The organism is Chthoniobacterales bacterium, assembly GCA_018883245.1.
In the GTDB taxonomy this organism is placed as follows: domain Bacteria; phylum Verrucomicrobiota; class Verrucomicrobiia; order Chthoniobacterales; family JACTMZ01; genus JACTMZ01.
Window position 1 is genome coordinate 42,609 of the sequence record VEQL01000001.1, and the last position, 21,740, is coordinate 64,348.

Consider the following 21,740-nt stretch of genomic DNA (forward strand, 5'->3'; position numbering starts at 1 on the left):
CTCAACGCGGCGGGGCAAGGATGCGCACGGCGGGATCGAGCGCGCGGCGATCCGGGTAAATCATCGGCGGGGCGTTGGAAACCACCTCGTATCCGGTGAGAACAAACTCGGGGTAGAAATCATTGCTTGCGGGTTCGTAAACCTTGCCGCCGGTGAAGCGCCCCTGCAGCCGGTATTCGGTGTTGTTGTCGATACCCAGCACGCCCTGTGCGCGGTCCGGCGCGAGCTTGGTGTTCTCGTTCATCATCACCAGCTGGGCCGTGTTCCAAGGCTGGCCCGGGCGGCGCACCCAGCCCCACATTTTGTAATCTTTTTTGTAATAGCGTCGTCCGATGTAGTAGGCGCCGGGTTTTTCGGCGGCAATCATCGCGGCAGCACGCGGGTCGGGCTTGGCGGACGTGGATCCGGTGGTCTGGCAACCCGCGAGGCCCAGAAGCGCGGCAAGGGCGGGAAGCACGAGGAAAGCCGTGATACGCATGGGCGCAACGGTAGTTTCACCCCGGCGCGGGTCAAGGCATCCTGCATTGGAATCCCCCGCCCTTCCGTGGCATGGTCTGCGCGTGATACCGATCCTCGGGGAAACTCTGGATTCTTTGACTGCCCGGTTGGGAGCCATGGGGCACAAGCCTTACCGCGCGCGGCAGGTCATGGAATGGATCCACGAGAAACGCGCGGCGGATTTCGCGGCGATGACCGACCTGCCGGCGGGCTTGCGGGCGCAACTGACCGTGGAATTTCCCGCCGAAAAACTCGGGCAGGTGCGGATGACCGGGTCGGAGGACACCACACGCAAATTCCTTTTCCGCCTGCCCGACGGCCAATTCATCGAGAGCGTTTTTATCCCCGCCTCGCCCGCACTCTACGGCGAGACATCGGACCGCAAGACGCTGTGTGTATCCACGCAGGTGGGGTGCGCTTACGGATGCAAGTTCTGCGCCAGCGGTCTGCGCGGATGGAAACGCAATCTGACACCCGGAGAGATCACCGCGCAGGTCTTCCATGTCGGGCAGGCCACGGGCGAACGCGTGGACAACATTGTTTTCATGGGCATGGGCGAGCCGCTGGCGAATTGGAAAAATCTTTCGGTCGCCATCGAGATTCTCAACGCCCCGTGGGGTTTCGAGATCGGCGCGCGCCACATCACTGTCTCGACGAGCGGACTCGTCCCGCAGATCCGCGAGTTGGCCGACCATCCCGTGCCGGTGCGGTTGGCCATCTCGTTGCACGGGGCGACGGACGAAGTGCGCGATCAAATCATGCCGGTGAACAAGAAATATCCGCTCAAGGAACTTTTCGACGCGTGTGCGTATTTCACCTCGCGCCGCAAGCAAAAGCTCGGATTCGAATACATCCTCATCGCCGGGGTGAACGACGCGCCCGAGCAGGCACGGCGGCTCGCCATGCACGCGCGGCGGCTCGACGCCAAAGTGAACCTCATTCCCTACAACACAGTGGAAGGACTGCCATGGGAACGACCGTCCGTCGCGCGCCAGCAGGAATTCGCGAAAATTGTCCGGGCCGGCGGTGTGGTGGCAACGATCCGCCGCGAAAAAGGCCACGACATCGATGCCGCCTGCGGACAGTTGCGTTTGCGCGCCGAGGACGAATTGGCCGCGGCTCAAGCCTGAGCCGAGCGGCGCTTGGTCAGCCAAGCCTTCCCGAATTCCCACGCAATCGGCAGCACCGAGACGATGATGATGCCGAGGATCACGAGCTTCATGTTCTTCTGCACGATTTCGAGGCCGCCGAAGAAGTAACCGCCGCCGAGGAAAAGCCCGACCCACAAAAAGGCGCCGGTGATGTTGAAGAACGCGAATTTCGAATAGGTCATCGAGGCGACGCCCGCAACGAACGGGGCGAAGGTGCGCACTATCGGGACGAAGCGCGCGAGGATGATCGCGCGTCCGCCGTATTTCTCGTAAAAGGCGTGCGCTTTCATCAAGTGCTCTTTGTTGAAAAAGCGGCTGGATTCGTAGTGGAAAACTTTAGGGCCCATCCATTTGCCGATCGAGTAGTTGACGGCGTCACCGAGGATGGCGGCGATGAGAAGGAGCGGCGTGATAATGCGCACATCCATCCACCCCTTGGCCGCCAAGGCGCCGACCGCGAAGAGTAATGAATCGCCGGGGAGAAACGGCGTCACGATCAACCCGGTCTCGCAAAAAATGATGAGAAAGAGCAGCACGTAGATCCACAGACCGTAGTTGGTAATGAACCATTCGAGATGCCTTTCGGCGTGGAGGAAAAAATCGATGATTTCGGCCATGGGACCGCGCTTTTTAGGTCCGGTGCGAAGCCGTGGCAAACGCAAAGCGCCCGCACTTGGAAATTTTCAAAGCGCACAAACTTGAGGACCAGGAGACCCTCATTTTTCCCGATGGAAAAAGGGACAATTTTACGCAGCTGGCAGACAGCCTCACACACGAAAAGGCCAAGGTGCCGACAAACCGACGCCGGAAGTTGCCAAATGCACCCCGCAAACGTAAAAATCCCCGCGATGTCCACCGTTATCGAGTCACCAGACACTGCATCTCGCGCCCGCGAGGCCGAAAGAAAAGCCCGCGAAAAAGGAGAGCTCCTCGGCGAGACGCTGACCATCAACATGGGTCCGTCGCATCCCTCGACCCACGGAGTGCTCCGCATCGTGCTGGAACTCGACGGCGAGATCATCACCAAGGCCACCCCGGATATCGGATACCTTCACCGCGGCGACGAAAAAATCGCCGAGAACATGCAATACAACCAGTTCGTGCCCTACACGGACCGTTTGGATTACCTGGCACCGCTGGCCAACAACGTCGCCTACGCACTGGCCGTTGAAAAACTCATGGACTGGACACTGCCCCCGCGCGGACAAGCCATCCGCGTCATCTGCTGCGAGCTGGCGCGCATTTCCTCGCACCTTCTCGGCATCGGCTGCTACGCGATGGACATCGGGGCAATGACGGTTTTCCTCTACACCTTCAACCACCGCGAAACGATCTACAATCTGTGCGAGCAGCTCACCGGCGCGAGGTTCACCACCTCTTACACTCGGGTGGGCGGAATGACCCGCGACATGCCGCCGGGCTTCGAGCAAGGCGTGCGCGCATTCATCAAGGATCTGCTCCCGAGCCTCGATGAGGTGGACAAACTTCTCACCCGCAATCCGATCTGGATCGATCGCACGAAGGACATCGGGGTCATCGGCAGGGAGCGCGCCATCGCCTACGGCCTCACCGGTCCGAACCTTCGCGGCTCGGGCGTGGAATACGACCTTCGCAAGACGCACCCCTACCTCGGATACGAGCAGTATGACTTCGACGTCCCGGTCGGTTCGACGGGCGACTGCTTCGACCGCTACCTCGTCCGCATGGAAGAAATGCGCCAGAGCGTGCGCATCCTCGAACAGGCTCTCGCCAAGATGCCGTCCGGCCCCATCCACGTGGAGGACCCGAAAAACATCCTGCCGAAGAAAACCGATGTGATGACCAAGATGGAGGAACTCATCCACCAGTTCATCATCACCACGCAGGGCATCGACGCGCCGGTCGGCGAGGTCTATTTCGCGGCGGAAAATCCCAAGGGGGAACTTGGATTTTACATCAACAGCAAGGGCGGCGGGGTTCCTTACCGCCTGAAGATCCGCGCCCCTTCCTTCGCCAATCTCAGCATTTTGCCGGAGTTGTTGCCGGGGCACTACGTGAGCGACGTGCCGGCGATTCTGGGCAGCATCGATTTTGTGATGGGCGAATGCGACCGTTAGGGCGCTTCTACTTTTCGCGGTAGGTGATGCGCGCCTTGGTCAGGTCGTAGGGCGAAATTTCTATCTGCACTTTGTCGCCCGGGACGATGCGGACGAAATGCTTGCGCATTTTGCCGCCGATGTGGGCAAGGACGACCGTATCGTTCGGCAATTTCACGCGGAACATCGTGCCGGGCAGAACCTCGACAACAACGCCTTCCGCGGGAATGGAATCTTCCTTGGCCATGTGATCAGCCAGTGAAGCCGGAGGACGGCTCGAAATCAACCCACTTGACGAGCGAAGCCAAGCGCCCGACTCCGCCATTGTGCCAAGTCCACGGTGGAAGTTGCATCCGGCCCACGGGACAGAAGCGCGAAGGTCGCAGAGCCGGGAAACGCCTCACTGTGTCCTCGGTGCACGGGTAAAGGCCGACGGCCCCCAGGTGCGCGGCCGCCGGTCCGAGCGCGGCGGCAAGATCATCCGGCAAAGGTCGGACAAAAATCACGCGGTTGAGAGGTGACGCGGGAAATCCCGTGTCGTTGTCCAGGACCACAGTCCAATCGAGGTTGGCTCCACCTTCCCAAATCGCCACCGATGGATCGGCAACGGCACGAAAGCGATAGGCCGCACGGAGATCCGCGATGGCGGCTTTCTCTCCCGCGCCGAGCGCACCCCGCGGATGCGTGCGGTTGAACTGCTCCATGGCCGCAGCAAGGCCCCCGGCGTATGCACGCGCGAATCCCGGCTCCGGTTCGCGCACATAGAAAACCACGGGCGAGAGGCAACCCTGCTGGTCGAACAGCGACGCGTCGCGGGCCGCATCCGCGCAGGAGGAAAGAGCGGGATCGTGCCAGATGATCCCCAGGCTGACCTTGTGGCCGTAGCCGATGAAGATTTTGTCCGCAGCCAAGCGGGAGCGGATGGTTGCGACGGTTTCGTCCATCCCGAAAACAATCACCGCGTCCGCCCGCTCCATCCATTCGCCGGGCAAATCTTCCCGTGGTTCAACCTGACCACCCAGCGCATCGGGCAAGCGAGAAACAAATTCATCGACTTCGATCAATCCGCCCCGCGGCAATTTCAACAAGTTGCGACTGCCAAGGAGAAGTCCACCGACAAGGGATTGCAAGGCCGCGTGCGGCGTGTTGCCGCTGACCACGTGCAGAATCGTGCACGGAGCAACAGCTTTGGTTTTGCCGTCGCCGTGCGGCACCCAAGCATCGAGAGCGTTCACATCACCGAGTTCCGCACGCACCCACGCAAGCAGATCGTCCGCCGTCGTCGAACCGAGCAGCGCGCGGAATGGCTCCGCTGCAATAGCGAGCGATAGGGCGCGTTGCCGTGTGTTCATCACGATAAGCAGCAGATGTTTCCGCCGGAGCCGCGCACTGGCGAGAACTTTGCACCGCACTACAGGATGCGACGCAAACTTTTTGGAGTGCGGTGGCGTAGGGCAAAGCCCACCTCGCCGCGTCCGCCAAGAGAAAGCGCCGTCATGCCGGCGCACTCCATAATACCCTCCAACAAACTCAGCTCCCAGCCTTGGCCAAGGCGAGGATCCGGTCGAAGTGTTTGTCGCAATGCTCCAAGTCCAAACAATGGGCAAGGGCGCACGCGGCGATCACAATGTCGCTGCTCGGAACCGTAAGTCCCTTCTCGCGGCAGCGGAGTGCGAGCCGCGACGCCATCCTCCACGTTTGCGGATCGACCGGGACGCGGCCGATTTCCTTTTCCATTTCGGCAAGATGTCGCTTTTCATTCGAACCACGGACCCCGTGCCAAAGCTCAACGAGCGTCATGTCGCACCATGCGGCGTTGCCGGAGAGGACGAGCATCTCAACACGGTCGCCGACCTCGGAATCGCGCTCGCGCAGGTATTCCACCCAGCTCGACGTGTCCACCAGAGTCATCGTGCTTTAACCGTATCGGACGCACGTGTTGCCTGCAGTTCCGCTTGTGACATGAAATCACGGAAGCGTCCGCGCACCTTCGCATTGAGTTGCTCGAGCCTCTTCAGCTTGTTGAAGGTTTCCAAGGCGGTCACGACTGCTTCGCGCTTGGTGGTGGCACCGGTGAATTTCATGGCTTCGCGAAGAGCCTCATCCGGAACATCGAGCGTAGTTTTCATGATTCCAAATTAGGCGCGACAGGAATCCTGTCAACGCACTGTTGTAATCCACAATCCAAAGTGCCGTCATGCCGGCGCACTCCAAAATACCGCCGCGCGACGAATGCCGGTATCAGGAACCGACCCAGAGTTTGATGAACACCGGTATGACGAGGATCGCCACGATATTCACGACCTTGATCATGGGATTCACCGCCGGACCAGCCGTGTCCTTGTAAGGATCGCCAACGGTATCGCCGGTGACGCTCGCGTCGTGCGCCGGCGATCCTTTGCCGCCGTGGCTTCCCAACTCGATGTATTTTTTGGCGTTGTCCCACGCACCGCCGCTCGAGGTCATGGCAATGCCGATGAAGAGACCCGTGACAATCGTGCCGACGAGCATTCCGCCGAGCACCTTCGGACCGAAGAAGGGCAACCATGCGACGGCAATGACCGTCACGACGGGAAGAATGGCGGGCACGATCATCTCGCGCAACGCGGCCTTGGTCACGATGTCCACGCACGTCCCGTATTCGGGGGTGTCGCGACCGTCGAGAATCCCGGGTTTCGCCGTGATCTGGCGCCGCACTTCCTTGACCACTGCTCCGGCGGCCTTGCCGACGGCGTCGAGGCTGAAGGCCGAGAAAATAAACGGGAGACCGCCTCCGATGAAGAGACCGATGATGACGTTCGGGTCCTGTAGATCGAAGGCGAGGTTGAATTGCGCGCCGAGCTGGGCGTAGGCATTTTTAAGTTCTTCCACATAGCTTCCGAAGAGCACGAGGGCCGCGAGACCCGCCGAGGCGATGGCGTAACCCTTGGTCACGGCTTTCATCGTGTTGCCGATGGCATCGAGGTCGTCGGTCGTATGGCGGACATTTTTGTCGAGCCCGGCCATCACGGCGATGCCGCCGGCGTTGTCGGTGATCGGACCGAAAGCATCGAGCGCGATGACGATGCCGGACATCGAGAGCATGGCCATGACGGCGACCGCAATCCCGTAGAGTCCGGCGAAGTGGTAGGACAGCAGGATCGCGATGCCGATGAACGCGACGGGCAGCGCCGTGGCGTGCAGTCCCGTGGCCAGTCCCGCGATGATGTTGGTGGCGTGGCCGGTCTCCGAAGCCTGGGCGATCAGGCGCACAGGCCGCTGGTCCGTCGACGTGTAGTAGTTGGTGATGAGCAGCACGACGTAGGTCATGACAAGCCCGATGATCGAGGCCCAGAAGACGCTCGTGGGAGTGCACACGCCTTTTCCTTGGATCTCGACGCCCTGCGGAAAAAGGGCGTGCGTGAGGGGCCAGAACGCGACGGCCGAAAGAACGGCGCTGGTGAGAACCGCAGCCTGCAGTGCGTGGCGCGGGGAAAACTTCGTGATATTGGCGAACGCGATGGAAACGATCGCGCCGATGACGGACACCCCGCCGAGAAGGAACGGATAGACGAGCGCGGCCTGCGCCGCGTCACCTGTGGCCGTGAGAAATCCGATCAGCACCGCTCCGATGAGCGACACCGCATAGGTCTCGAAGACGTCGGCCGCCATGCCGGCGCAGTCTCCCACGTTGTCGCCCACATTGTCCGCGATGGTCGCGGGATTGCGGGGATCGTCTTCGTCGAGTTTGCTTTCGATCTTGCCGACAAGGTCGGCACCGACGTCCGCGGCCTTGGTGTAGATCCCCCCTCCGAGACGGGCGAACACAGAAACGAGAGAACTGCCCAGGGCCGTGCCCACCAGCGCGTCGAGGGCCGCGTGCGTGGGATCCGCCGCGGATGAAAAGTGGCGCACGGCCAGGTAGATCAAACCCACCGAAAGCAGCGCAAGGCCCACGACAAGCAGTCCGGTGACAGCACCACCATTGAGGGCGACGCGCAGGGCGGCACGCGGCGAATGCGTCGCCGCCTGCGCGGTGCGCACATTCGCCCGCACGGCAATCGTCATGCCTATGTATCCCGCCGCCATCGAACACGCGGCACCGACGAGAAATCCGACGGCTGACTCGAGACCCCGGCCAGCCCAGACCAAAGCGACGATCACCACCGCGATGCTTCCGACGCTGAGAATCTGGCGGTTGAGATAAGCCTTCGCGCCTTGCTGGACGGCGTAAGCAATTTCGCGCATGCGTTCATTGCCGGCCGGCGAGGCAAGAATCCAGCGTATGAGCCAAGCCGCGTAAACAAGGCCGAGCAGTGCGCAGGCCAGTGAAATGAGCACTCCGTCTGTGACAAGGGAAACTTTAAACATAAATTAAAAAATGAGGGGTTGATACAAGAGCGCGCAGATTAGCCATGCGGCCGTTGCGGACAAGACGAATTGGACGAGCAAGAGGTCAGCGGCCCAACCATTCGTCGGCGGCACGCGAGCAGCCGCGCGGCAAAGCCGCGGGATCGCGCCCCAACAACTCGAAGGCTCCGCCGCGGCGCACGGCAAGATCTCGCGTGCGGACCCCAACCGCCGAGCCGACGTTGGCGGTGTCATAAACAAGCAGAATACCCGTTTCCCCTTCCGCCACCTCCCGGGCTGTCACGGGATCGGCCACAACCGCGCGCGCCCATGGCGGCGCTTGGTGAAGACCGCGGGGGCCGCGTGCGTAAAACTGCGAACTCAGCTCGGTCATGCCGTATTCATTGAAAATGTCTCCCGGCGATATGCCGAGCTTGGCGCCGAACATTTCATAAAGATCCGCGCGTGAAATATCGCGTCCGCTGCCTTTGTAGCCCCCGGTTTCCATGGCGGAAGAACCGGGTGGCATTGTGATGGACGTCCCGCCCATGGCCTCGAACAGCCGCAAAAAACCGAGAGCGGTCCCGAGCAGGCAGACGGGACGGGGGATTTCGCGCAGACGCCGCAGATCGATATTGCCGCCGGGCGCGACGAACGCATCTTCCGGTGCCAGCGTCGCGAGCATGTGGCTGAGCGAGGAATGCGGGGCTTCGTGCGGATGGGGGGCAATGACGACGAACGGCCCGGGCGGCAGGCCGGCCTGTTCCCATCCACGGCGGATGGAGGCCTCGTAGATTTCCAGGGTGCGGAAATGGTGGCGGCCGAATCCCTCGCCGGTCGTGCCGCTGGTGTGGAACGTTTTGCACGTCTCCGCGGCAGGAAAGCTGCGAAGCTCGGAGTGTTTGAAGGCGTCCTGCGGAACGCACGGGATTTCGCGCCAATCGGCCACGGCTTCCCCCACCCCCATGCTGCGACAGAACGCGCGATACGGTTCATTGGCCGAGTAGTGGTGCGCATGCAGCGCCGCCGCCACACCATCGAAAGAATCCCGGGCCGAGCACTCGATCCACCGCAGCACGCGGCGCTCGATCGGCAAGAGTTCGGTCCCTTTTTCGGTCATGGGGTTATCTTGTCATTTGTCCGCCACACGGAAACCCATTTCCGGACGCAGGGGAGCCGGACCCGGCAATTCTTTCTCGCCGCGCCGCCGCCGAGGGCCTAGAACGGACGCAATGGTGGAAATCCTGGAGAAACTTCTCCTTCTGCAAGAGCGCGACCAGCGATTGCAGACGTTCCTTCACGAGATCAACGGTGTTCCCGGCGAGAAGGCAGCGCTGCAGAGGGAACTCGAGGCCGCGCAGCGCACATTGGAGAACGACAAGACCCGCGCCACCCAGATCGAGATCGAGCGCAAACGCCTCGAGGTCGAGGCCGACGCGAAGCGCACGCAGATCGCGAAATACCAGACACAGCAACTCGAGACGCGCAAAAACGAGGAATACGCCGCGCTCAAGCACGAAATCGAGAGGGCGGAAAAAGACATCGTCGCCATCGAGGACCGCGAACTCGAGCTGATGCAGGAATTCGAGGACCTCAAGCCGGCCATCGCCGCAGCGGATCAAAAATTCACCGCCGAGAAAAACCGCGTGGCGGCGTTGGTCAAAACGGCCGACGAGAAAGTCGGGGTTCTCCAAGGCCGCGCCGACGAACTCAAAGTCGAGCGCGAAGCCATCGCTGCGGAGATCAAAGCCGCCGACGAGGACCTGTTCGACCTTTACGAAAAGCTTTTCCGCACGAAAGCCGGACGCGCCATCGTCCCGCTCGAAGGCAACCACTGCACGGGGTGCCACATGACGGTCACGCCATCCACGCTGCGCGACGCCAAAGTCGGCGGCAAGGTCGTGTCTTGCGAACAGTGCGGACGGATTATTTACACGCTGCCGGAGTAATTGAGGTAGCCGCCGTGTGCGGCAACGGCTAGAGACCGGCGACGATCAGTGCCCGTTCGACCCGTTGGCTGATCCGGCATCGCGCGGCGCAAACTCCTCCCGGAATTTGGCGACGAAGCTTTGCGTCGGCCAGGAGCACGCCTCGCCGAACGCGCAGATCGTCCGGCCGGCGATGTTGTCGGCGATCCCGACAAGCTGGTCGGCATCGGTCGGCTTGATGTCGCCGTGGACCATGCGTGTGGTGACTTTCGACATCCACAGGCTTCCCTCGCGGCACGGCGTGCACTGCCCGCAGCTTTCGTGCGCGTAGAAGTCGTTGATGTTGTTGAGCACCCAGACCATGTCGCGCGAATCGTCGAGGATCATGACGCCGGCACTTCCGATCATGGAACCCGCGGCGGAGAGCGAGTTGGCGTCCATCACGAGATCCATGAGATCAACCTCAACGGTCGTTTCCGCGCCATCCGGCCCCTTGCGCTTCATTTTGTATTTCTCGCCGGCGCGCAAAACTTTCGCCGAGCTGCCGCCGGGAATCACCGCTTTGAGTTTGCGCCCGGGTTTCATTCCGCCGCAGACGTCGTTGATCAACTGGCCGACGGTGACCTGCCCGCACCCGAGTTCGTAATAGCCCGGATTCCGGACGTCTCCGCTGACGCACAGGGTCCGCGTGCCTCCGTCGCCCGGCGAGCCGAGTTTGGCGAACTCCGCGCTGCCCATGGCGATGATGTGTTTGACGTGGCAGAGCGTCTCGACGTTGTTGACGATGGTGGGGCAATTATAGAGTCCGAATACCGCGGGGAAAAAAGGCGGTTTGATGCGCGGATACGGGCGCTTGCCCTCGAGCGATTCGAGAAGGCTGGTCTCCTCGCCGCAAATGTAGGCTCCCGCACCCTGGTGCACGTAGATGTCGCAATCGAAACCGCTGCCAAGGACGTTTTTGCCGATGAAACCCGCGGCCCGGGCCTCGGTGATGGCTTTTTCCACGATGCGGGCAGCCGCGGGAAATTCGCAACGGATGTAGACATAGCTCAGATGGACGTTGAGCGCCCAAGCGGCAATCATCATTCCCTCGAGAAGCTGGTGCGGATCCTCGTGCAGGATGTAGCGGTCTTTGAAAGTTCCGGGCTCGGACTCGTCGCCATTGACCACGAGGTAGTGCGGCTTGCCGTCGTCGCGCTTGATGAAACTCCATTTGACCCCGGCGGGAAATCCCGCGCCGCCACGGCCCCGGAGATTGGCCGCCTTCACTTCGGCCGTGATTTCCGCGGGCTGCATCTTGAGGGCTTTTTTCAGCGACTCGTAACCGCCATGGCGCAGGTAGCACTCGAGCGAAGGGTCGTAGTCGGCGCGCCCGGCATTTTTCAGGATCATGCGGCGCTCGAGGGGATGCGGCGCACGCAGGGTTTTGGCGTAGGAGCGGTCTTGATCGGCGAGCAGGCGTTCGGCATCCGCGGGCTTGAGGCGCTCGTGCAACTTGTCGCCGACAAGCGCAACCGGAGCCGTCCCGCAACTGGCCAAACACTCGACGAATTCGACGGTGTATCGTCCGTCCGGACTGGTAAGCCCGTGGCCATGGTCGTGCCCGCCGTTTTCAATCCCTGCCGCACGGCAGAGCGCGTCGCGCACCTCGTGGGATCCGCCCATGGCGCAGGACAGCGTGCGGCAGACCCGGATGGTTGTTTTGCCCGGCGGCGTCCGGCGGAACCACGGATAGAAGGTGACCAGCTCGAGAATGTTGATCGGCTCCAGATCCAGCCGGCGCGCGATCCAATCGATCCCGCTGTCATCGACAAAGCCGAAGTGGTTTTGCCAGAGATGAAGAAGAGGAACCGAGGCACTGCGCTTGGAAACCGGATAATGCGTCACGGTCTCGTCGATCCGCGCCAAGAGGTCCTGCGGCAGATGGTCGGCTTGGCGGTCACTCATGAAACGGTTAGTTGTCCGCGAAGGAAGGTCCGGCTTCAAGAAAAACGATGCCGTGGCGCTCTTGCCAGTGTCCGCACCATCTGCGAAGATCGCATCGAAACGAAAGGAACAACATGAGCGAACAAGAAACAAAAGAGGCCGCGGAAAAATTCAAGCGCGGAAAAACGCACGCCGCCGAAGCGGCCCAAGAATTCAAGGAAGCCGCGTCGGCCAAACTCAACGATTTGCGCGACACGCTGAATCAGCGCGCCGACGAATACCGGGAGCGGGCCAACCGCGTGTGGTCGGACACGACCGGACGCGCATGCACGCTGACCGAGGACGGCGAGGACTACATCCGCGAAAATCCGCTGCAGGCTGTCGGGATCGCGCTGGCTGCGGGATTTGTCCTGGGCTTGATCCTGCGCCGCTAAGTTTCCGAAATCTGCATGAGTCCGGACTCCGGCGAAGACCGCACGCCTCCGCCGGAAGGATTGTCGCTTTCGTCGGCCGGCGGCGACTTTGGCCGGGCGGCATCGGCGTATCTGCGCGCGCTGGGAGGCCTGTTGGGGCTGGAGTTGCGCGAGTCCGGCAGCCATGTGCTGTTGTTGGCGGGCTTGGCCTTGGGCTTCGCCATTGCGGCCACGCTGGCTTACCTGTTCCTGATCGTGGCAATGGCCGTCTCTCTCGCGTCATGGATGGGGGGCGGATGGTTTGCCACCGCGGCGATCCTGTTCATCTTCCACCTGCTTGTGGCCGCAGTGCTTCTGCTTGTGCTGGTCAAACGCGGACGGCGCCCGCTTTTCCCCGGAACGCGCGAAGCGGTGCGCCGGGAGATCTCACGAATTTCATGAACCGCGAGCAATACTTGCGCGAACTCGACTCGGCAGGGCGCGAACTTCTGGCCAAAGGGCGGCTGCTGGCCGAGGCGGCGAATCCCATCAACCAGCTGCGTGGCGAAGTGGCCCGCGACTGGAAATGGTGGCTTCCCGGAGCATCGGTGGCCGGCTTCGCCGCGGCCCGTTTGCTTCGCATGCCGCGCGGGAAAACGGCCAAAGGCACTGGTGCACAGCCGCAGAGCGGTGCGGCTTTCTGGGTGCCCACGCTTTTGAAATTGCTGCCGGCAGTCCTGGCACAACTGGTCCCGCTCTTTTTGAGTTTGCGGTCGGGACACAAACGCTAAAGTTTCCTCTCCCACCGCTTCCGTGTCCGAGTCGCCACAAGTCGCAGCCGTCGAAGTCGTTTCCGAACAACCGGAATCGGTGCACGTTCTCGGCCACGTCGATCAATATTTGTCGATCGGCAAAGAATCGGGCGCTTCGGACATCCATCTCAGCGTCAACATGCCGCCGACTTGGCGGCGCTTCGGGACGCTCGAACCGATCTGGCTGCAGGCGGACAAACTCTCGGCTGCCGATACCGAGCGGCTGGCCATGGGCTTCCTCAACGACCAGCAAAAGAAACTGCTCGCCGAGCGCGGCGACGTCGATTTCGCCTACTCCAACGCCGAGGGCCGCTACCGCACGAGCGTCGTCCGTCAGAGACTCGGTTACGATCTCGTCTTCCGCATCATCCAGACCACGGTGCGCACGATGGACGAACTCGGACTGCCCCCGCAGCTCAAAATGCTCACGCAATACCAGAACGGTCTCGTGCTGGTCACCGGGTCGGTCGGCAGCGGCAAAAGCACCACGCTGGCGGCACTGGTCGAAGAGGTCAACCGCACGCGGCACGAGCATATCATCACGTTGGAAGATCCGATCGAATACCTTTTCACGCCGCAGGGCTGCCAAGTTAACCAGCGCGAGGTCCACACCCACACCGAGTCGTTCGGCGCCGCGCTGCGCGGCGCGCTGCGCGAGGATCCCGACGTGATCATGGTCGGTGAAATGCGCGATCTCGAGACCATCTCGCTCGCCATCACCGCCTCGGAAACCGGGCATCTTGTGCTCGGAACTTTGCACACGGGCAACGCCGCGCGCACGCTCGACCGTGTGCTCGACGTTTTCCCGGTGGATCAGCGCGAGCAGATCCGCATCATGGTAAGCGAGTCGCTGCGCGGCATCATTTCGCAGCAGCTGGTGCCGCGAGCCGACGGGACGGGGCGGGCTTTGGCCATCGAGATCCTGATGAACACGCCGGCCGTGGCCAACGTGATCCGCGAGGCCAAGACCTTCATGCTTCCGGGCATCATCCAAACCGGAAAAAAACTCGGGATGAAACTCATGGACGACTCGTTGGCGGACCTTTTCCGGGCCGGGATGATTTCGGCCGACGAGGCGGTTTCCCGCGCCGAGCAAAAGCCGCTGATGAAGCAGGTTTGCGGACTCCTCTGACCCATGGCTTACATCGACCAATTTTTCCAGGTGCTGATCAACGCGCGCGCGTCCGATCTGCATCTCGCCGAGGGACAGCCGCCAAAAATCCGCCGCCACGGCGACGTCATTCCGATCCGCGAGGAAATCCTCACGGCGGACGAGATGAATTACATGTTGAGCGAGATCTGCACGCCGCGGAACTGGGAGCGATTCCAGCAGAAGGGCGACCTCGACTTCGCTTACGAGATGAACGAGGACAGCCGCTTCCGCTGCAACTATTTCAAGCAAGTGCACGGGCTCGGCGCCGTGTTCCGGCTGATCCCCACCCGCATCGCCACGCTCGAGGAACTCGGTTTGCCGCCGGTGATCAAGGAATTCGGGCATTTGCGCGGGGGCCTCGTGCTTGTCACAGGACCGACCGGTTCGGGCAAAAGCACCACACTTGCCGCGCTGATTGATTACATCAACACCAACTTCACGCGCCACATCGTCACGATCGAAGAGCCGATCGAATTCGTGCACTCGAACAAGCGCAGCATCATCACGCAGCGTGAAGTCCCCGAGCACGCGATCAACTTTCCCACCGGCCTGAAAGCGGCGCTGCGCGAGGATTCCGACATCGTGCTTGTCGGCGAAATGCGCGACCTCGAGACCATTTCCCTCGCCCTCACCGCCGCCGAGACAGGCCTGCTCGTCTTCGGAACGCTGCACACGAACAACGCGCGCAAGACCGTGGACCGCATGATCGACGTGTTTCCGTCCGACCAACAGTCGCAGGTTCGGACGATGCTCTCGGCCTCACTGCGCGGCGTGGTGGCCCAACTCCTCCTGAAACGCCAGGACGGCGGCGGACGCATCGCGGTGAATGAAATCCTTGTGGTCAACAGCGCGGTGGCGGCCATTATTCGCGAGGGCGCCACGCAGAAGCTGCAGGACGTCATCGTGGGAGGAAAATCGCAGGGGATGCAATTCATGGACGACGCCATCTGGGCGCAACTGCAGCAGGGGCACGTGTCCCCTCACGAGGCGTTTATGAAGGCGATCGACAAGAACCGCTTCAAAGCCTTCCTCCCGCCGGAGGAGGCCGAACTGGCCAATTCCGCCGGCGGCGCGGGCTGAGCAGTCTGTTCCTACCTTGCCGCCATGGGTTGCGGCGGATAATTTGAAAACCCGGCTCGTGACAGCCTCCTCATCGATGAAGCCGACCGTTCCTCCCGAAGAGCTTGCCGCGTTCCTCGACGCGCGGCACTCCGATCCCTTCCACACGCTCGGCATGCGCCGCGCGGGCGGCACGGTGGCGGTGCGTGTTTTCCGGCCCGACTTGGCATCGGTCGAAGTGATCGACGCGACAAACAGGACGCGCGCTTTCAAGGCGAAGAAAATCCACACGGACGGATTTTTCGAAGCCGTCCTTCCCGCCGGCGCGGCGGAGTTTCCCTACTTGCTGCGGATGCGCAGCCACACGGGAACGGAATGGGAGGAGCGCGATCCTTATTCGTTCGGGCGAATCCTGGGTGACACGGATGTCTATCTGCATGCCGAGGGCAACCACTGGGACCTTTACAACAAATTCGGCGCACACTTGACCGAGATCGACGGGGTTCAGGGCACCGTGTTCTGCGTTTGGGCGCCCAACGCGCAACGCGTCAGCGTGGTCGGGGATTTCAACCACTGGGACGGGCGCGTCCACGTCATGCGCAGGCTCGTGGGCAGCGGCGTATGGGAAATTTTCATTCCCGGCATCAAGGAGGGCACGCACTACAAGTTCGAGATCAAGGGCTGCCACGGTGACGTCTTTCTCAAAAGCGACCCGTTCGCTTTCTACGGCCAGCACGGGCTGCAGACCGCCTCCATCGTTTGCGACCTCGACCGCTTCCAATGGTCGGATGAGGCATGGATGGAATACCGCGCCAAGCAGGCGTGGCACAAAAGGCCCCTGAGTATCTACGAAGTGCACCTCGGGTCATGGCAGCGCATGCCCGAGGACAACAACCGCCCGCTGAGCTACATCGAATTGTCGCACCGTCTCATTCCCTACTGCCTCGACATGGGTTTCACCCACATCGAGCTGATGCCGATAGCGGAGCATCCTTATGACGGTTCGTGGGGGTATCAGGTGGCCGGCTACTACGCGCCGACCAGCCGTTTCGGGAACCCGGACGAGTTCCGGCATTTCATCGACAACTGCCACAAGGCGGGCATCGGCGTGATCCTCGACTGGGTGCCGGCGCATTTCCCGAAGGACGCGCACGGATTGGCCAGATTCGACGGCACGCACCTTTACGAGCACGAGGATCCGCGGCAGGGAGAACACCGCGACTGGGGCACGCACATTTTCAACTACGGGCGCAACGAGGTGCGGAATTTTCTCATCGCAAACGGATTGTTCTGGTTCGACCGCTACCACATCGACGGCCTGCGCGTGGATGCTGTCGCCTCGATGCTTTACCTGGACTACTCGCGAGAGCCGGGCCAATGGGTGCCGAATTGCTTCGGTGGCCGGGAAAACCTCGATGCGATTTATTTTTTGAAGCGCTTCAACGAGGTGAGCTACGAGCGCTTTCCGGGGATCATCAACATCGCCGAGGAATCAACCGCGTGGCCCGGCGTGTCGCGTCCGACTTATCTGGGCGGACTCGGCTTCAGCTTCAAATGGAACATGGGGTGGATGCACGACTTCCTCCATTACATGAGCCTCGACCCGGTTTACCGGCGCTACCATCAGGGCAGCATCACGTTTTCGCTGCTCTACGCCTTCCACGAGCATTTCATCCTGGTGCTCAGCCACGACGAAGTCGTGCACGGCAAGGGATCGCTGCTCGGCAAAATGCCCGGAGACATGTGGCAGAAGTTCGCCAATCTCCGCATGTTCTACGGGCTCATGTGGGCGCATCCCGGGAAAAAGCTGCTCTTCCAAGGCGGAGAGTTCGGCCAGTGGGAAGAGTGGCGCTACAACCAGAGCCTCGACTGGCACCTTACACAGTTCCCGCTGCATGCCGGGCTCTCACGCCTCGTCCAGCACCTCAACCATATCTATAAAAGCTACCCGGCCTTTTATGAACTGGATGATACCCACGAGGGCTTCGAGTGGATCGACTTCCACGATTCGGACAACAGCGTTGTCGCCTTCCTGCGCAAGTCGTTGGACGGCCAAATCCTCGTGTTTGCCATGAATGCCACGCCGGTGGTGCGTTCGGGCTACAGGATCGGCGTGCCGGAAACGGGCTTTTACCGGGAAATCCTCAACACCGACTCCGAGGTTTATGGCGGAGGCAATGTGGGCAACATGGGCGGTCTGCCCTCCGATGCCATCCCCTGGCAAGGCCGCGATCACTCCATCCAAATCGAACTGCCGCCTCTGGCAATTGTGGGTTTTGTGTTGGAATAGATGTTGCCTTTCGTCCCCAAGACGAATAGTTGGGTTGGGGTATGAAAAATCTCCGTCGCTCCCTCCGGGGCTTCACCCTCATCGAACTTCTTGTCGTCATTTCAATCATAGCCATTCTGGCATCGTTGGCAGTTCCTGCCGTCTCGAGCGCACTGGTGCGCGGACAGATGACACAAACACTGAACAACGGCCGCCAACTGACCCTGGCTACTCAAACAATGTCGATCGATACGACGACGGCAGGCAGCGGTGCTTCTTGGACCATGAATGCCAGCAATACCGTGCAGACTGTCCCCACATTCAGTCAGGCTCTGACGGATGGCAAATATCTCACAGGTGCTGATCTCCAAAAAATTTATGCAGCTCCCGGCGTGATCGTGGCCAATACCAATTTCACGGCGACGGGCATCGCTTTTAAGATCATGCAGACAACGGAGTCCAGTCCTTCAGATCAACCCTTCGTGATCACGAAAAACTGGGGTGCATCTGGCCTTACCACCAACGCTCCCTACGGGGATAAGGGCTTCGTAGTATTCCGCAAGGGTGGGGATGGTGGCGTTTACAACCGCCCGACAGACGTTACCAATTCGTCTGTAGTTTCGACCAATTACAACAATCTCACGCCGCTCAACTAGAGGGGCGATTTTTTTGATCGAGCTTTAAAGCGGCGACCGCGTCCATGACGCGGTCGCTTGCTTTTTGGTAGGAGTCGCGGTCGGCGGGAATTTTGTCAAAGTAAAGCGGCTTGCCCACAACAACAGTGATCGGCACCCGGTGCGGCATCATGCGGTCGCGGGGAAAGGCCTCGAATGATCCGAAGATGCGCATAGGAACCACCGGGGCACCTGTCTTGGCGATAATCATCCCAATTCCCGGTTGCGCGTGTTGAAGGTGACCGTCCTTTGACCTTGTGCCCTCGGGGAAGATCAGAGCTGCGCCGCCTGCGCGGATCACGCGGATAAGACCCATAAGCGCGCTACGCTCCGCGTTTTTCGGATCGACGGGAATGACATTCCACTCGGGCATAATCGGCCCCATGACGGGCCAATCGAGAAGGGATTTGCGTGCGAGGTAATGGATGGCTCGCTGGCAAGCGACACCGGCAAGCGGCGGGTCGAGGAAACTGGCATGGTTGGCCGCAATGATGGCCGGTCCTTCTTCAATGATATTTTCCGACCCGATGACGCGGTAGCTAAAAAAAGTCTTCGCGATAGCCTTGCTCAGCGAATAGCCGAGCAAATACCAGAAGGTCATTCGTTGCTGCATAAAGCACTTGCGGCCGGCAGTCCCATTTCGCGGAGTTTGCCGAGTATCGCTGCAACCACGCCCGCCACCGCGAGATCGGACGTGTCGATGACAACCGCCCCGGGCGCAACGCTCAGCGGTGCGGTGCTGCGCGTCGAATCGATGCTGTCGCGGCGGGCGATTTCCTCCGTCTGTCCCTCGTTGCGGCGCCGCTGCTGGCGCACTTCGGGGCTCGCATCAATGTAAAACTTGAACGGAGTTTCGGGAAAGACAGCTGATCCGATGTCACGACCCTCGATCACGGTTTGACGGCCTTGCGCATGCTTCCGGATGGTATCCGTGATGACCGAACGCACTTCGGGAACCGCCGAGACGTGCGATACGTTTGCGTTGACATTCTCGCCGCGCAGATACGGGCGCGCGTCCTCGCCGGTGATTATCGGAAAATACTGGTGATCATCCGCGGCGATGTCGATTTGCACATTTTCCGAGGCCAACGCGACCGCGCGTGCATCGCGGCAATCCACGCCTTGGCGAAGGCAGCCCCGCGTCATGGCCCGGTAAAGATCCCCCGAGTTGAAAAACCTGTAACCTAGCCGGCGCGCCAATTCCCGTGCCACCGTGCTCTTACCCGAAGCAGCAGGACCGTCCATGGCGATTACGACCGTCGAGTCACGCGCGTCCATCAACAACCTCCCGTAGTTGCCGTTCGAATCCCGGATACGATGTTTCGACGCAGGCAGTATCTTCGATCACCGTCTCGCCGTCCGCAAAAAGTCCCGCAATGGCAAACGCCATGGCAATCCGATGGTCCCCATGGCTCGGAAGCGTCGCTCCACGCAACGGTTTGCCACCGCGGATCTCGAGTCCGTCTTTGTGTTCAGTGACATCGGCTCCCATCGCTTGCAGATGATGCGCCACCACGGCAAGACGGTCGGACTCTTTGACGCGCAGTTCCGCGGCGTCGCGGATAATGGTCGTGCCCGATGCCAGCGCACCCGCCACCGCAAGCACCGGCAGCTCGTCGATGACATTGGGTATTTCTTTTCCTACGATGATTGTCCCCTTGAGCGGACTGCCGGTGATTTCGACAAGGCCGGATGGTTCGCCGGGTCCCTGGCTCCTGTGCTCTTCCCGGATTCGCGCCCCCATGCGCAAAAGAACGCCGAGAACACCCGTGCGCGTCGGATTGAGACCCAAGTCACGCACGCACAAGCGCGCCCCCGGTTGCGCCGCGGCGGCAACAAACCAAAAAGCCGCGCTAGAAACATCGCCCGGAACGGTGAAATCGCGGGCCTTGGGAAAGCAGCCGCCGGACACCGTGATGCGATTTCCTTCTCGGTGAACCGTAACGCCGAAATGGTTAAGCATGCGCTCGGTGTGATCTCGCGTTGCGACCGGCTCGATCACCGTTGTTTTTCCCGAGGCAAACAATCCGGCGAGCAGAACCGCGCTCTTCACTTGGGCACTTGCAACCGGCAACGAGTATTCGATGCCTCGCAACGCGGGGTTCCCATCAACAACCAAGGGAGGGCAATCCCCCGGTCCCTCCGTCCGAAGGTTGCCGCCCATGAGGCCAAGCGGCCCCATGATACGCTTCATGGGACGGCGAGAGAGCGAATCATCGCCGATGAGCCTGGCACTGAATGGCTGCGCAGCGAGCAAACCGGACATCAGTCGCATCGTGGTTCCGGAGTTTCCGCAATCCAGATCGCCTTCAGGAGCGGTGAAGCTGCCGCGGCATCCGCGGATCAAAAACTCGCCCGGCCCCGCATCCGTGATCGCGACACCGAGTTGCCGAAGGACGCGGATTGTTCCGAGACAATCCTCACCCATGAGAAAATTCCGCACGGTGCAAGAGCCGTCGGAGATCGCCGCCAACATGGCTGCGCGATGCGACATGCTTTTGTCGGGCGGCACACTGATGGCCGCTTTGATGGGCGGCGCACGATGGACTCTTAAAGTCATGTCGCCCTTTGCCCGACAATTTGGGCCCGATGCTCGGCGGCCGAGCGAAGGAAATCCGAGACGCGGGTCATGTCGTTATTCTCCAAGGCGATCCTGATGCTTTGCAGAGAGTCGATCAGGCAGCTGATTCCCCGGGCCACCTCAGCCCGGTTCGAGGAAAGGATCCCGGTCCAAAGATCCGGCGCCCCGGAGGCCACACGCGTTGTGTCACGGAATCCTCCGGCACACATCGTCCGGCACACGGGCTCGCTGGCAAAGACCGTTTCGACCAGTGCCGATGCTGCAACATGCGGAACATGGCTGACCATGGCGGCGGCTCGGTCATGCTGTTCAGGGGACAGCGTGATAACACGAGCGCCGAGGGCGCTCCAAAAATCCGAGGCGGCGGCAACCCGATCAGGCCGGGATTTCTCACTCGGCGTCACCGCACAGACTGCTCCTTCGTAAAGATCTTCCCGCGCCGCCGCGAGACCGGCCTCTTCCGATCCGCACATCGGATGGCTGCCGACAAAATTCCGATGGACCGCAAAAACTTCCTCCAGCTCCCGCACGACTTGGCCCTTCACGCTGCCGACATCGGTGACGAGTGTTGCGGGGCCGACGACCCCAGCGACGGACTCGGCCAGGCTGGTCATGGTTTCCACGGGGACACAAAAGACAACTATCTCGGAACTTTCGACCACCTTTGCAGGATCGATTGAAACGACGTCAGCCAATCCGCGATCTTTCAGTTCTTTGAGCGCATCGTCGCGTCGGGCCCATGCGGCAAGCCTGGTGCCGGGCATCCTGCGGCGCAAAGCCATGAGCAACGAAGCACCCATCAGCCCCGGGCCCAATACGGCGACGGATGAAGGATGGGCGCTCATGACCTGCCGAATATGGCAGGCAAAGGCGCGGACCTCACGCCGGAAAAT

The 21,740-nt window shown here is 61.1% G+C and carries 23 protein-coding genes; 10 read left to right on the forward strand and 13 right to left on the reverse strand.

What is annotated here, in order from left to right; translation table 11 throughout:
• Position 1: 1 nt before the first annotated feature.
• Positions 2–478 carry a hypothetical protein gene (locus FGM15_00185; GenBank protein MBU3664283.1) on the reverse strand — a complete coding sequence of 159 codons (477 nt, stop codon included), beginning with the start codon at positions 476–478 and terminating at the stop codon, positions 2–4.
• On the opposite strand from FGM15_00185, the gene rlmN reads away from it, so the two are divergent.
• On the forward strand, positions 477–1,628 hold the full coding sequence (gene rlmN, locus FGM15_00190; GenBank protein ID MBU3664284.1) for a 23S rRNA (adenine(2503)-C(2))-methyltransferase RlmN: 1,152 nt from the start codon (positions 477–479) through the stop codon (positions 1,626–1,628). The genes FGM15_00185 and rlmN overlap by 2 nt on opposite strands.
• Here rlmN and FGM15_00195 read toward each other — a convergent pair.
• Positions 1,619–2,266, reverse strand: a complete 648-nt coding sequence (locus FGM15_00195) for a DedA family protein (protein ID MBU3664285.1) — start codon at positions 2,264–2,266, stop codon at positions 1,619–1,621. The two genes, rlmN and FGM15_00195, sit on opposite strands and share 10 nt — an antisense overlap.
• Before the next feature lie 231 nt (positions 2,267–2,497).
• On the opposite strand from FGM15_00195, the gene FGM15_00200 reads away from it, so the two are divergent.
• On the forward strand, positions 2,498–3,745 hold the full coding sequence (locus FGM15_00200) for an NADH-quinone oxidoreductase subunit D (protein ID MBU3664286.1): 1,248 nt from the start codon (positions 2,498–2,500) through the stop codon (positions 3,743–3,745).
• 7 nt (positions 3,746–3,752) lie between these two features.
• On the opposite strand, the gene infA is transcribed toward FGM15_00200, so the two are convergent.
• From infA to FGM15_00230, 6 genes are all read right to left on the reverse strand, one after another.
• Positions 3,753–3,971 carry a translation initiation factor IF-1 gene (infA, locus tag FGM15_00205; GenBank protein MBU3664287.1) on the reverse strand — a complete coding sequence of 73 codons (219 nt, stop codon included), beginning with the start codon at positions 3,969–3,971 and terminating at the stop codon, positions 3,753–3,755.
• Positions 3,972–3,975: 4 nt separating this feature from the next.
• On the reverse strand, positions 3,976–5,076 hold the full coding sequence (locus tag FGM15_00210) for a hypothetical protein (GenBank protein MBU3664288.1): 1,101 nt from the start codon (positions 5,074–5,076) through the stop codon (positions 3,976–3,978).
• 178 nt (positions 5,077–5,254) lie between these two features.
• A complete protein-coding gene (locus FGM15_00215; protein MBU3664289.1) occupies positions 5,255–5,635 on the reverse strand; it encodes a PIN domain nuclease in 381 nt (126 codons plus the stop codon).
• Entirely contained in the window at positions 5,632–5,856 is a 225-nt protein-coding gene (locus FGM15_00220) for a DUF2191 domain-containing protein (GenBank protein MBU3664290.1), read from the reverse strand. Before FGM15_00220 ends, FGM15_00215 begins: the two co-directional genes overlap by 4 nt.
• Before the next feature lie 109 nt (positions 5,857–5,965).
• The gene (locus tag FGM15_00225) at positions 5,966–8,074 is read right to left on the reverse strand and encodes a sodium-translocating pyrophosphatase (protein MBU3664291.1); all 2,109 of its coding nucleotides are present in this window, start codon (positions 8,072–8,074) and stop codon (positions 5,966–5,968) included.
• 85 nt (positions 8,075–8,159) lie between these two features.
• Positions 8,160–9,173 (reverse strand): hypothetical protein, encoded by a 1,014-nt coding sequence (locus tag FGM15_00230; protein MBU3664292.1) that lies wholly within the window; start codon positions 9,171–9,173, stop codon positions 8,160–8,162.
• On the opposite strand from FGM15_00230, the gene FGM15_00235 reads away from it, so the two are divergent.
• Entirely contained in the window at positions 9,172–10,002 is an 831-nt protein-coding gene (locus FGM15_00235) for a hypothetical protein (GenBank protein MBU3664293.1), read from the forward strand. The genes FGM15_00230 and FGM15_00235 overlap by 2 nt on opposite strands.
• Positions 10,003–10,047: 45 nt before the next feature.
• Here FGM15_00235 and nuoF read toward each other — a convergent pair whose 3' ends face one another.
• Positions 10,048–11,928: an NADH-quinone oxidoreductase subunit NuoF gene (gene nuoF / locus FGM15_00240; GenBank protein MBU3664294.1), complete on the reverse strand. Its 1,881-nt coding sequence runs from the start codon at positions 11,926–11,928 to the stop codon at positions 10,048–10,050.
• Between the two features lie 47 nt (positions 11,929–11,975).
• Here nuoF and FGM15_00245 point away from each other — a divergent pair, with 47 nt between their 5' ends.
• The 7 genes from FGM15_00245 (at position 11,976) to FGM15_00275 (ending at position 18,248) form a co-directional block, all read left to right on the forward strand.
• A complete protein-coding gene (locus tag FGM15_00245) occupies positions 11,976–12,341 on the forward strand; it encodes a DUF883 domain-containing protein (GenBank protein ID MBU3664295.1) in 366 nt (121 codons plus the stop codon).
• A gap of 15 nt (positions 12,342–12,356) precedes the next feature.
• On the forward strand, positions 12,357–12,761 hold the full coding sequence (locus tag FGM15_00250; protein ID MBU3664296.1) for a hypothetical protein: 405 nt from the start codon (positions 12,357–12,359) through the stop codon (positions 12,759–12,761).
• Positions 12,758–13,090, forward strand: a complete 333-nt coding sequence (locus tag FGM15_00255; GenBank protein MBU3664297.1) for a hypothetical protein — start codon at positions 12,758–12,760, stop codon at positions 13,088–13,090. Before FGM15_00250 ends, FGM15_00255 begins: the two co-directional genes overlap by 4 nt.
• 22 nt (positions 13,091–13,112) lie before the next feature.
• Positions 13,113–14,243 (forward strand): PilT/PilU family type 4a pilus ATPase, encoded by a 1,131-nt coding sequence (locus FGM15_00260; protein ID MBU3664298.1) that lies wholly within the window; start codon positions 13,113–13,115, stop codon positions 14,241–14,243.
• Positions 14,244–14,246: 3 nt separating this feature from the next.
• Positions 14,247–15,344 (forward strand): type IV pilus twitching motility protein PilT, encoded by a 1,098-nt coding sequence (locus FGM15_00265; protein ID MBU3664299.1) that lies wholly within the window; start codon positions 14,247–14,249, stop codon positions 15,342–15,344.
• 76 nt (positions 15,345–15,420) lie between these two features.
• Complete coding sequence (gene glgB, locus FGM15_00270; protein ID MBU3664300.1) at positions 15,421–17,613, forward strand: 1,4-alpha-glucan branching protein GlgB; 2,193 nt, start codon at positions 15,421–15,423, stop codon at positions 17,611–17,613.
• 41 nt (positions 17,614–17,654) lie between these two features.
• On the forward strand, positions 17,655–18,248 hold the full coding sequence (locus FGM15_00275; GenBank protein MBU3664301.1) for a prepilin-type N-terminal cleavage/methylation domain-containing protein: 594 nt from the start codon (positions 17,655–17,657) through the stop codon (positions 18,246–18,248).
• Here the strand turns inward: FGM15_00275 and FGM15_00280 are convergent.
• The 4 genes from FGM15_00280 to FGM15_00295 are packed head-to-tail and all read right to left on the reverse strand — an operon-like array spanning position 18,241 to position 21,692.
• Positions 18,241–18,879, reverse strand: coding sequence for a 1-acyl-sn-glycerol-3-phosphate acyltransferase (locus FGM15_00280; protein MBU3664302.1), 639 nt, complete (start codon positions 18,877–18,879; stop codon positions 18,241–18,243). The two genes, FGM15_00275 and FGM15_00280, sit on opposite strands and share 8 nt — an antisense overlap.
• A complete protein-coding gene (gene cmk / locus FGM15_00285; GenBank protein ID MBU3664303.1) occupies positions 18,864–19,544 on the reverse strand; it encodes a (d)CMP kinase in 681 nt (226 codons plus the stop codon). The genes FGM15_00280 and cmk overlap by 16 nt, the downstream gene beginning before the upstream one ends.
• Positions 19,531–20,826 carry a 3-phosphoshikimate 1-carboxyvinyltransferase gene (gene aroA / locus FGM15_00290; protein MBU3664304.1) on the reverse strand — a complete coding sequence of 432 codons (1,296 nt, stop codon included), beginning with the start codon at positions 20,824–20,826 and terminating at the stop codon, positions 19,531–19,533. The genes cmk and aroA overlap by 14 nt, the downstream gene beginning before the upstream one ends.
• Complete coding sequence (locus tag FGM15_00295; protein MBU3664305.1) at positions 20,823–21,692, reverse strand: prephenate dehydrogenase/arogenate dehydrogenase family protein; 870 nt, start codon at positions 21,690–21,692, stop codon at positions 20,823–20,825. The genes aroA and FGM15_00295 overlap by 4 nt, the downstream gene beginning before the upstream one ends.
• Between the last annotated feature and the right edge of the window lie 48 nt (positions 21,693–21,740).

Coding starts and splice junctions, on each gene's coding strand:
- rlmN (MBU3664284.1), top strand. CDS start 477: ATGGGCGCAACGGTAGTTTCACCCCGGCGCGGGTCAAGGCATCCTGCA.
- FGM15_00185 (MBU3664283.1), bottom strand. CDS start 478: ATGCGTATCACGGCTTTCCTCGTGCTTCCCGCCCTTGCCGCGCTTCTG.
- FGM15_00195 (MBU3664285.1), bottom strand. CDS start 2,266: ATGGCCGAAATCATCGATTTTTTCCTCCACGCCGAAAGGCATCTCGAA.
- FGM15_00200 (MBU3664286.1), top strand. CDS start 2,498: ATGTCCACCGTTATCGAGTCACCAGACACTGCATCTCGCGCCCGCGAG.
- infA (MBU3664287.1), bottom strand. CDS start 3,971: ATGGCCAAGGAAGATTCCATTCCCGCGGAAGGCGTTGTTGTCGAGGTT.
- FGM15_00210 (MBU3664288.1), bottom strand. CDS start 5,076: ATGAACACACGGCAACGCGCCCTATCGCTCGCTATTGCAGCGGAGCCA.
- FGM15_00215 (MBU3664289.1), bottom strand. CDS start 5,635: ATGACTCTGGTGGACACGTCGAGCTGGGTGGAATACCTGCGCGAGCGC.
- FGM15_00225 (MBU3664291.1), bottom strand. CDS start 8,074: ATGTTTAAAGTTTCCCTTGTCACAGACGGAGTGCTCATTTCACTGGCC.
- FGM15_00235 (MBU3664293.1), top strand. CDS start 9,172: ATGGGGTTATCTTGTCATTTGTCCGCCACACGGAAACCCATTTCCGGA.
- FGM15_00230 (MBU3664292.1), bottom strand. CDS start 9,173: ATGACCGAAAAAGGGACCGAACTCTTGCCGATCGAGCGCCGCGTGCTG.
- nuoF (MBU3664294.1), bottom strand. CDS start 11,928: ATGAGTGACCGCCAAGCCGACCATCTGCCGCAGGACCTCTTGGCGCGG.
- FGM15_00245 (MBU3664295.1), top strand. CDS start 11,976: ATGCCGTGGCGCTCTTGCCAGTGTCCGCACCATCTGCGAAGATCGCAT.
- FGM15_00250 (MBU3664296.1), top strand. CDS start 12,357: ATGAGTCCGGACTCCGGCGAAGACCGCACGCCTCCGCCGGAAGGATTG.
- FGM15_00255 (MBU3664297.1), top strand. CDS start 12,758: ATGAACCGCGAGCAATACTTGCGCGAACTCGACTCGGCAGGGCGCGAA.
- FGM15_00265 (MBU3664299.1), top strand. CDS start 14,247: ATGGCTTACATCGACCAATTTTTCCAGGTGCTGATCAACGCGCGCGCG.
- glgB (MBU3664300.1), top strand. CDS start 15,421: ATGAAGCCGACCGTTCCTCCCGAAGAGCTTGCCGCGTTCCTCGACGCG.
- FGM15_00275 (MBU3664301.1), top strand. CDS start 17,655: ATGAAAAATCTCCGTCGCTCCCTCCGGGGCTTCACCCTCATCGAACTT.
- FGM15_00280 (MBU3664302.1), bottom strand. CDS start 18,879: ATGCAGCAACGAATGACCTTCTGGTATTTGCTCGGCTATTCGCTGAGC.
- cmk (MBU3664303.1), bottom strand. CDS start 19,544: ATGGACGCGCGTGACTCGACGGTCGTAATCGCCATGGACGGTCCTGCT.
- aroA (MBU3664304.1), bottom strand. CDS start 20,826: ATGACTTTAAGAGTCCATCGTGCGCCGCCCATCAAAGCGGCCATCAGT.
- FGM15_00295 (MBU3664305.1), bottom strand. CDS start 21,692: ATGAGCGCCCATCCTTCATCCGTCGCCGTATTGGGCCCGGGGCTGATG.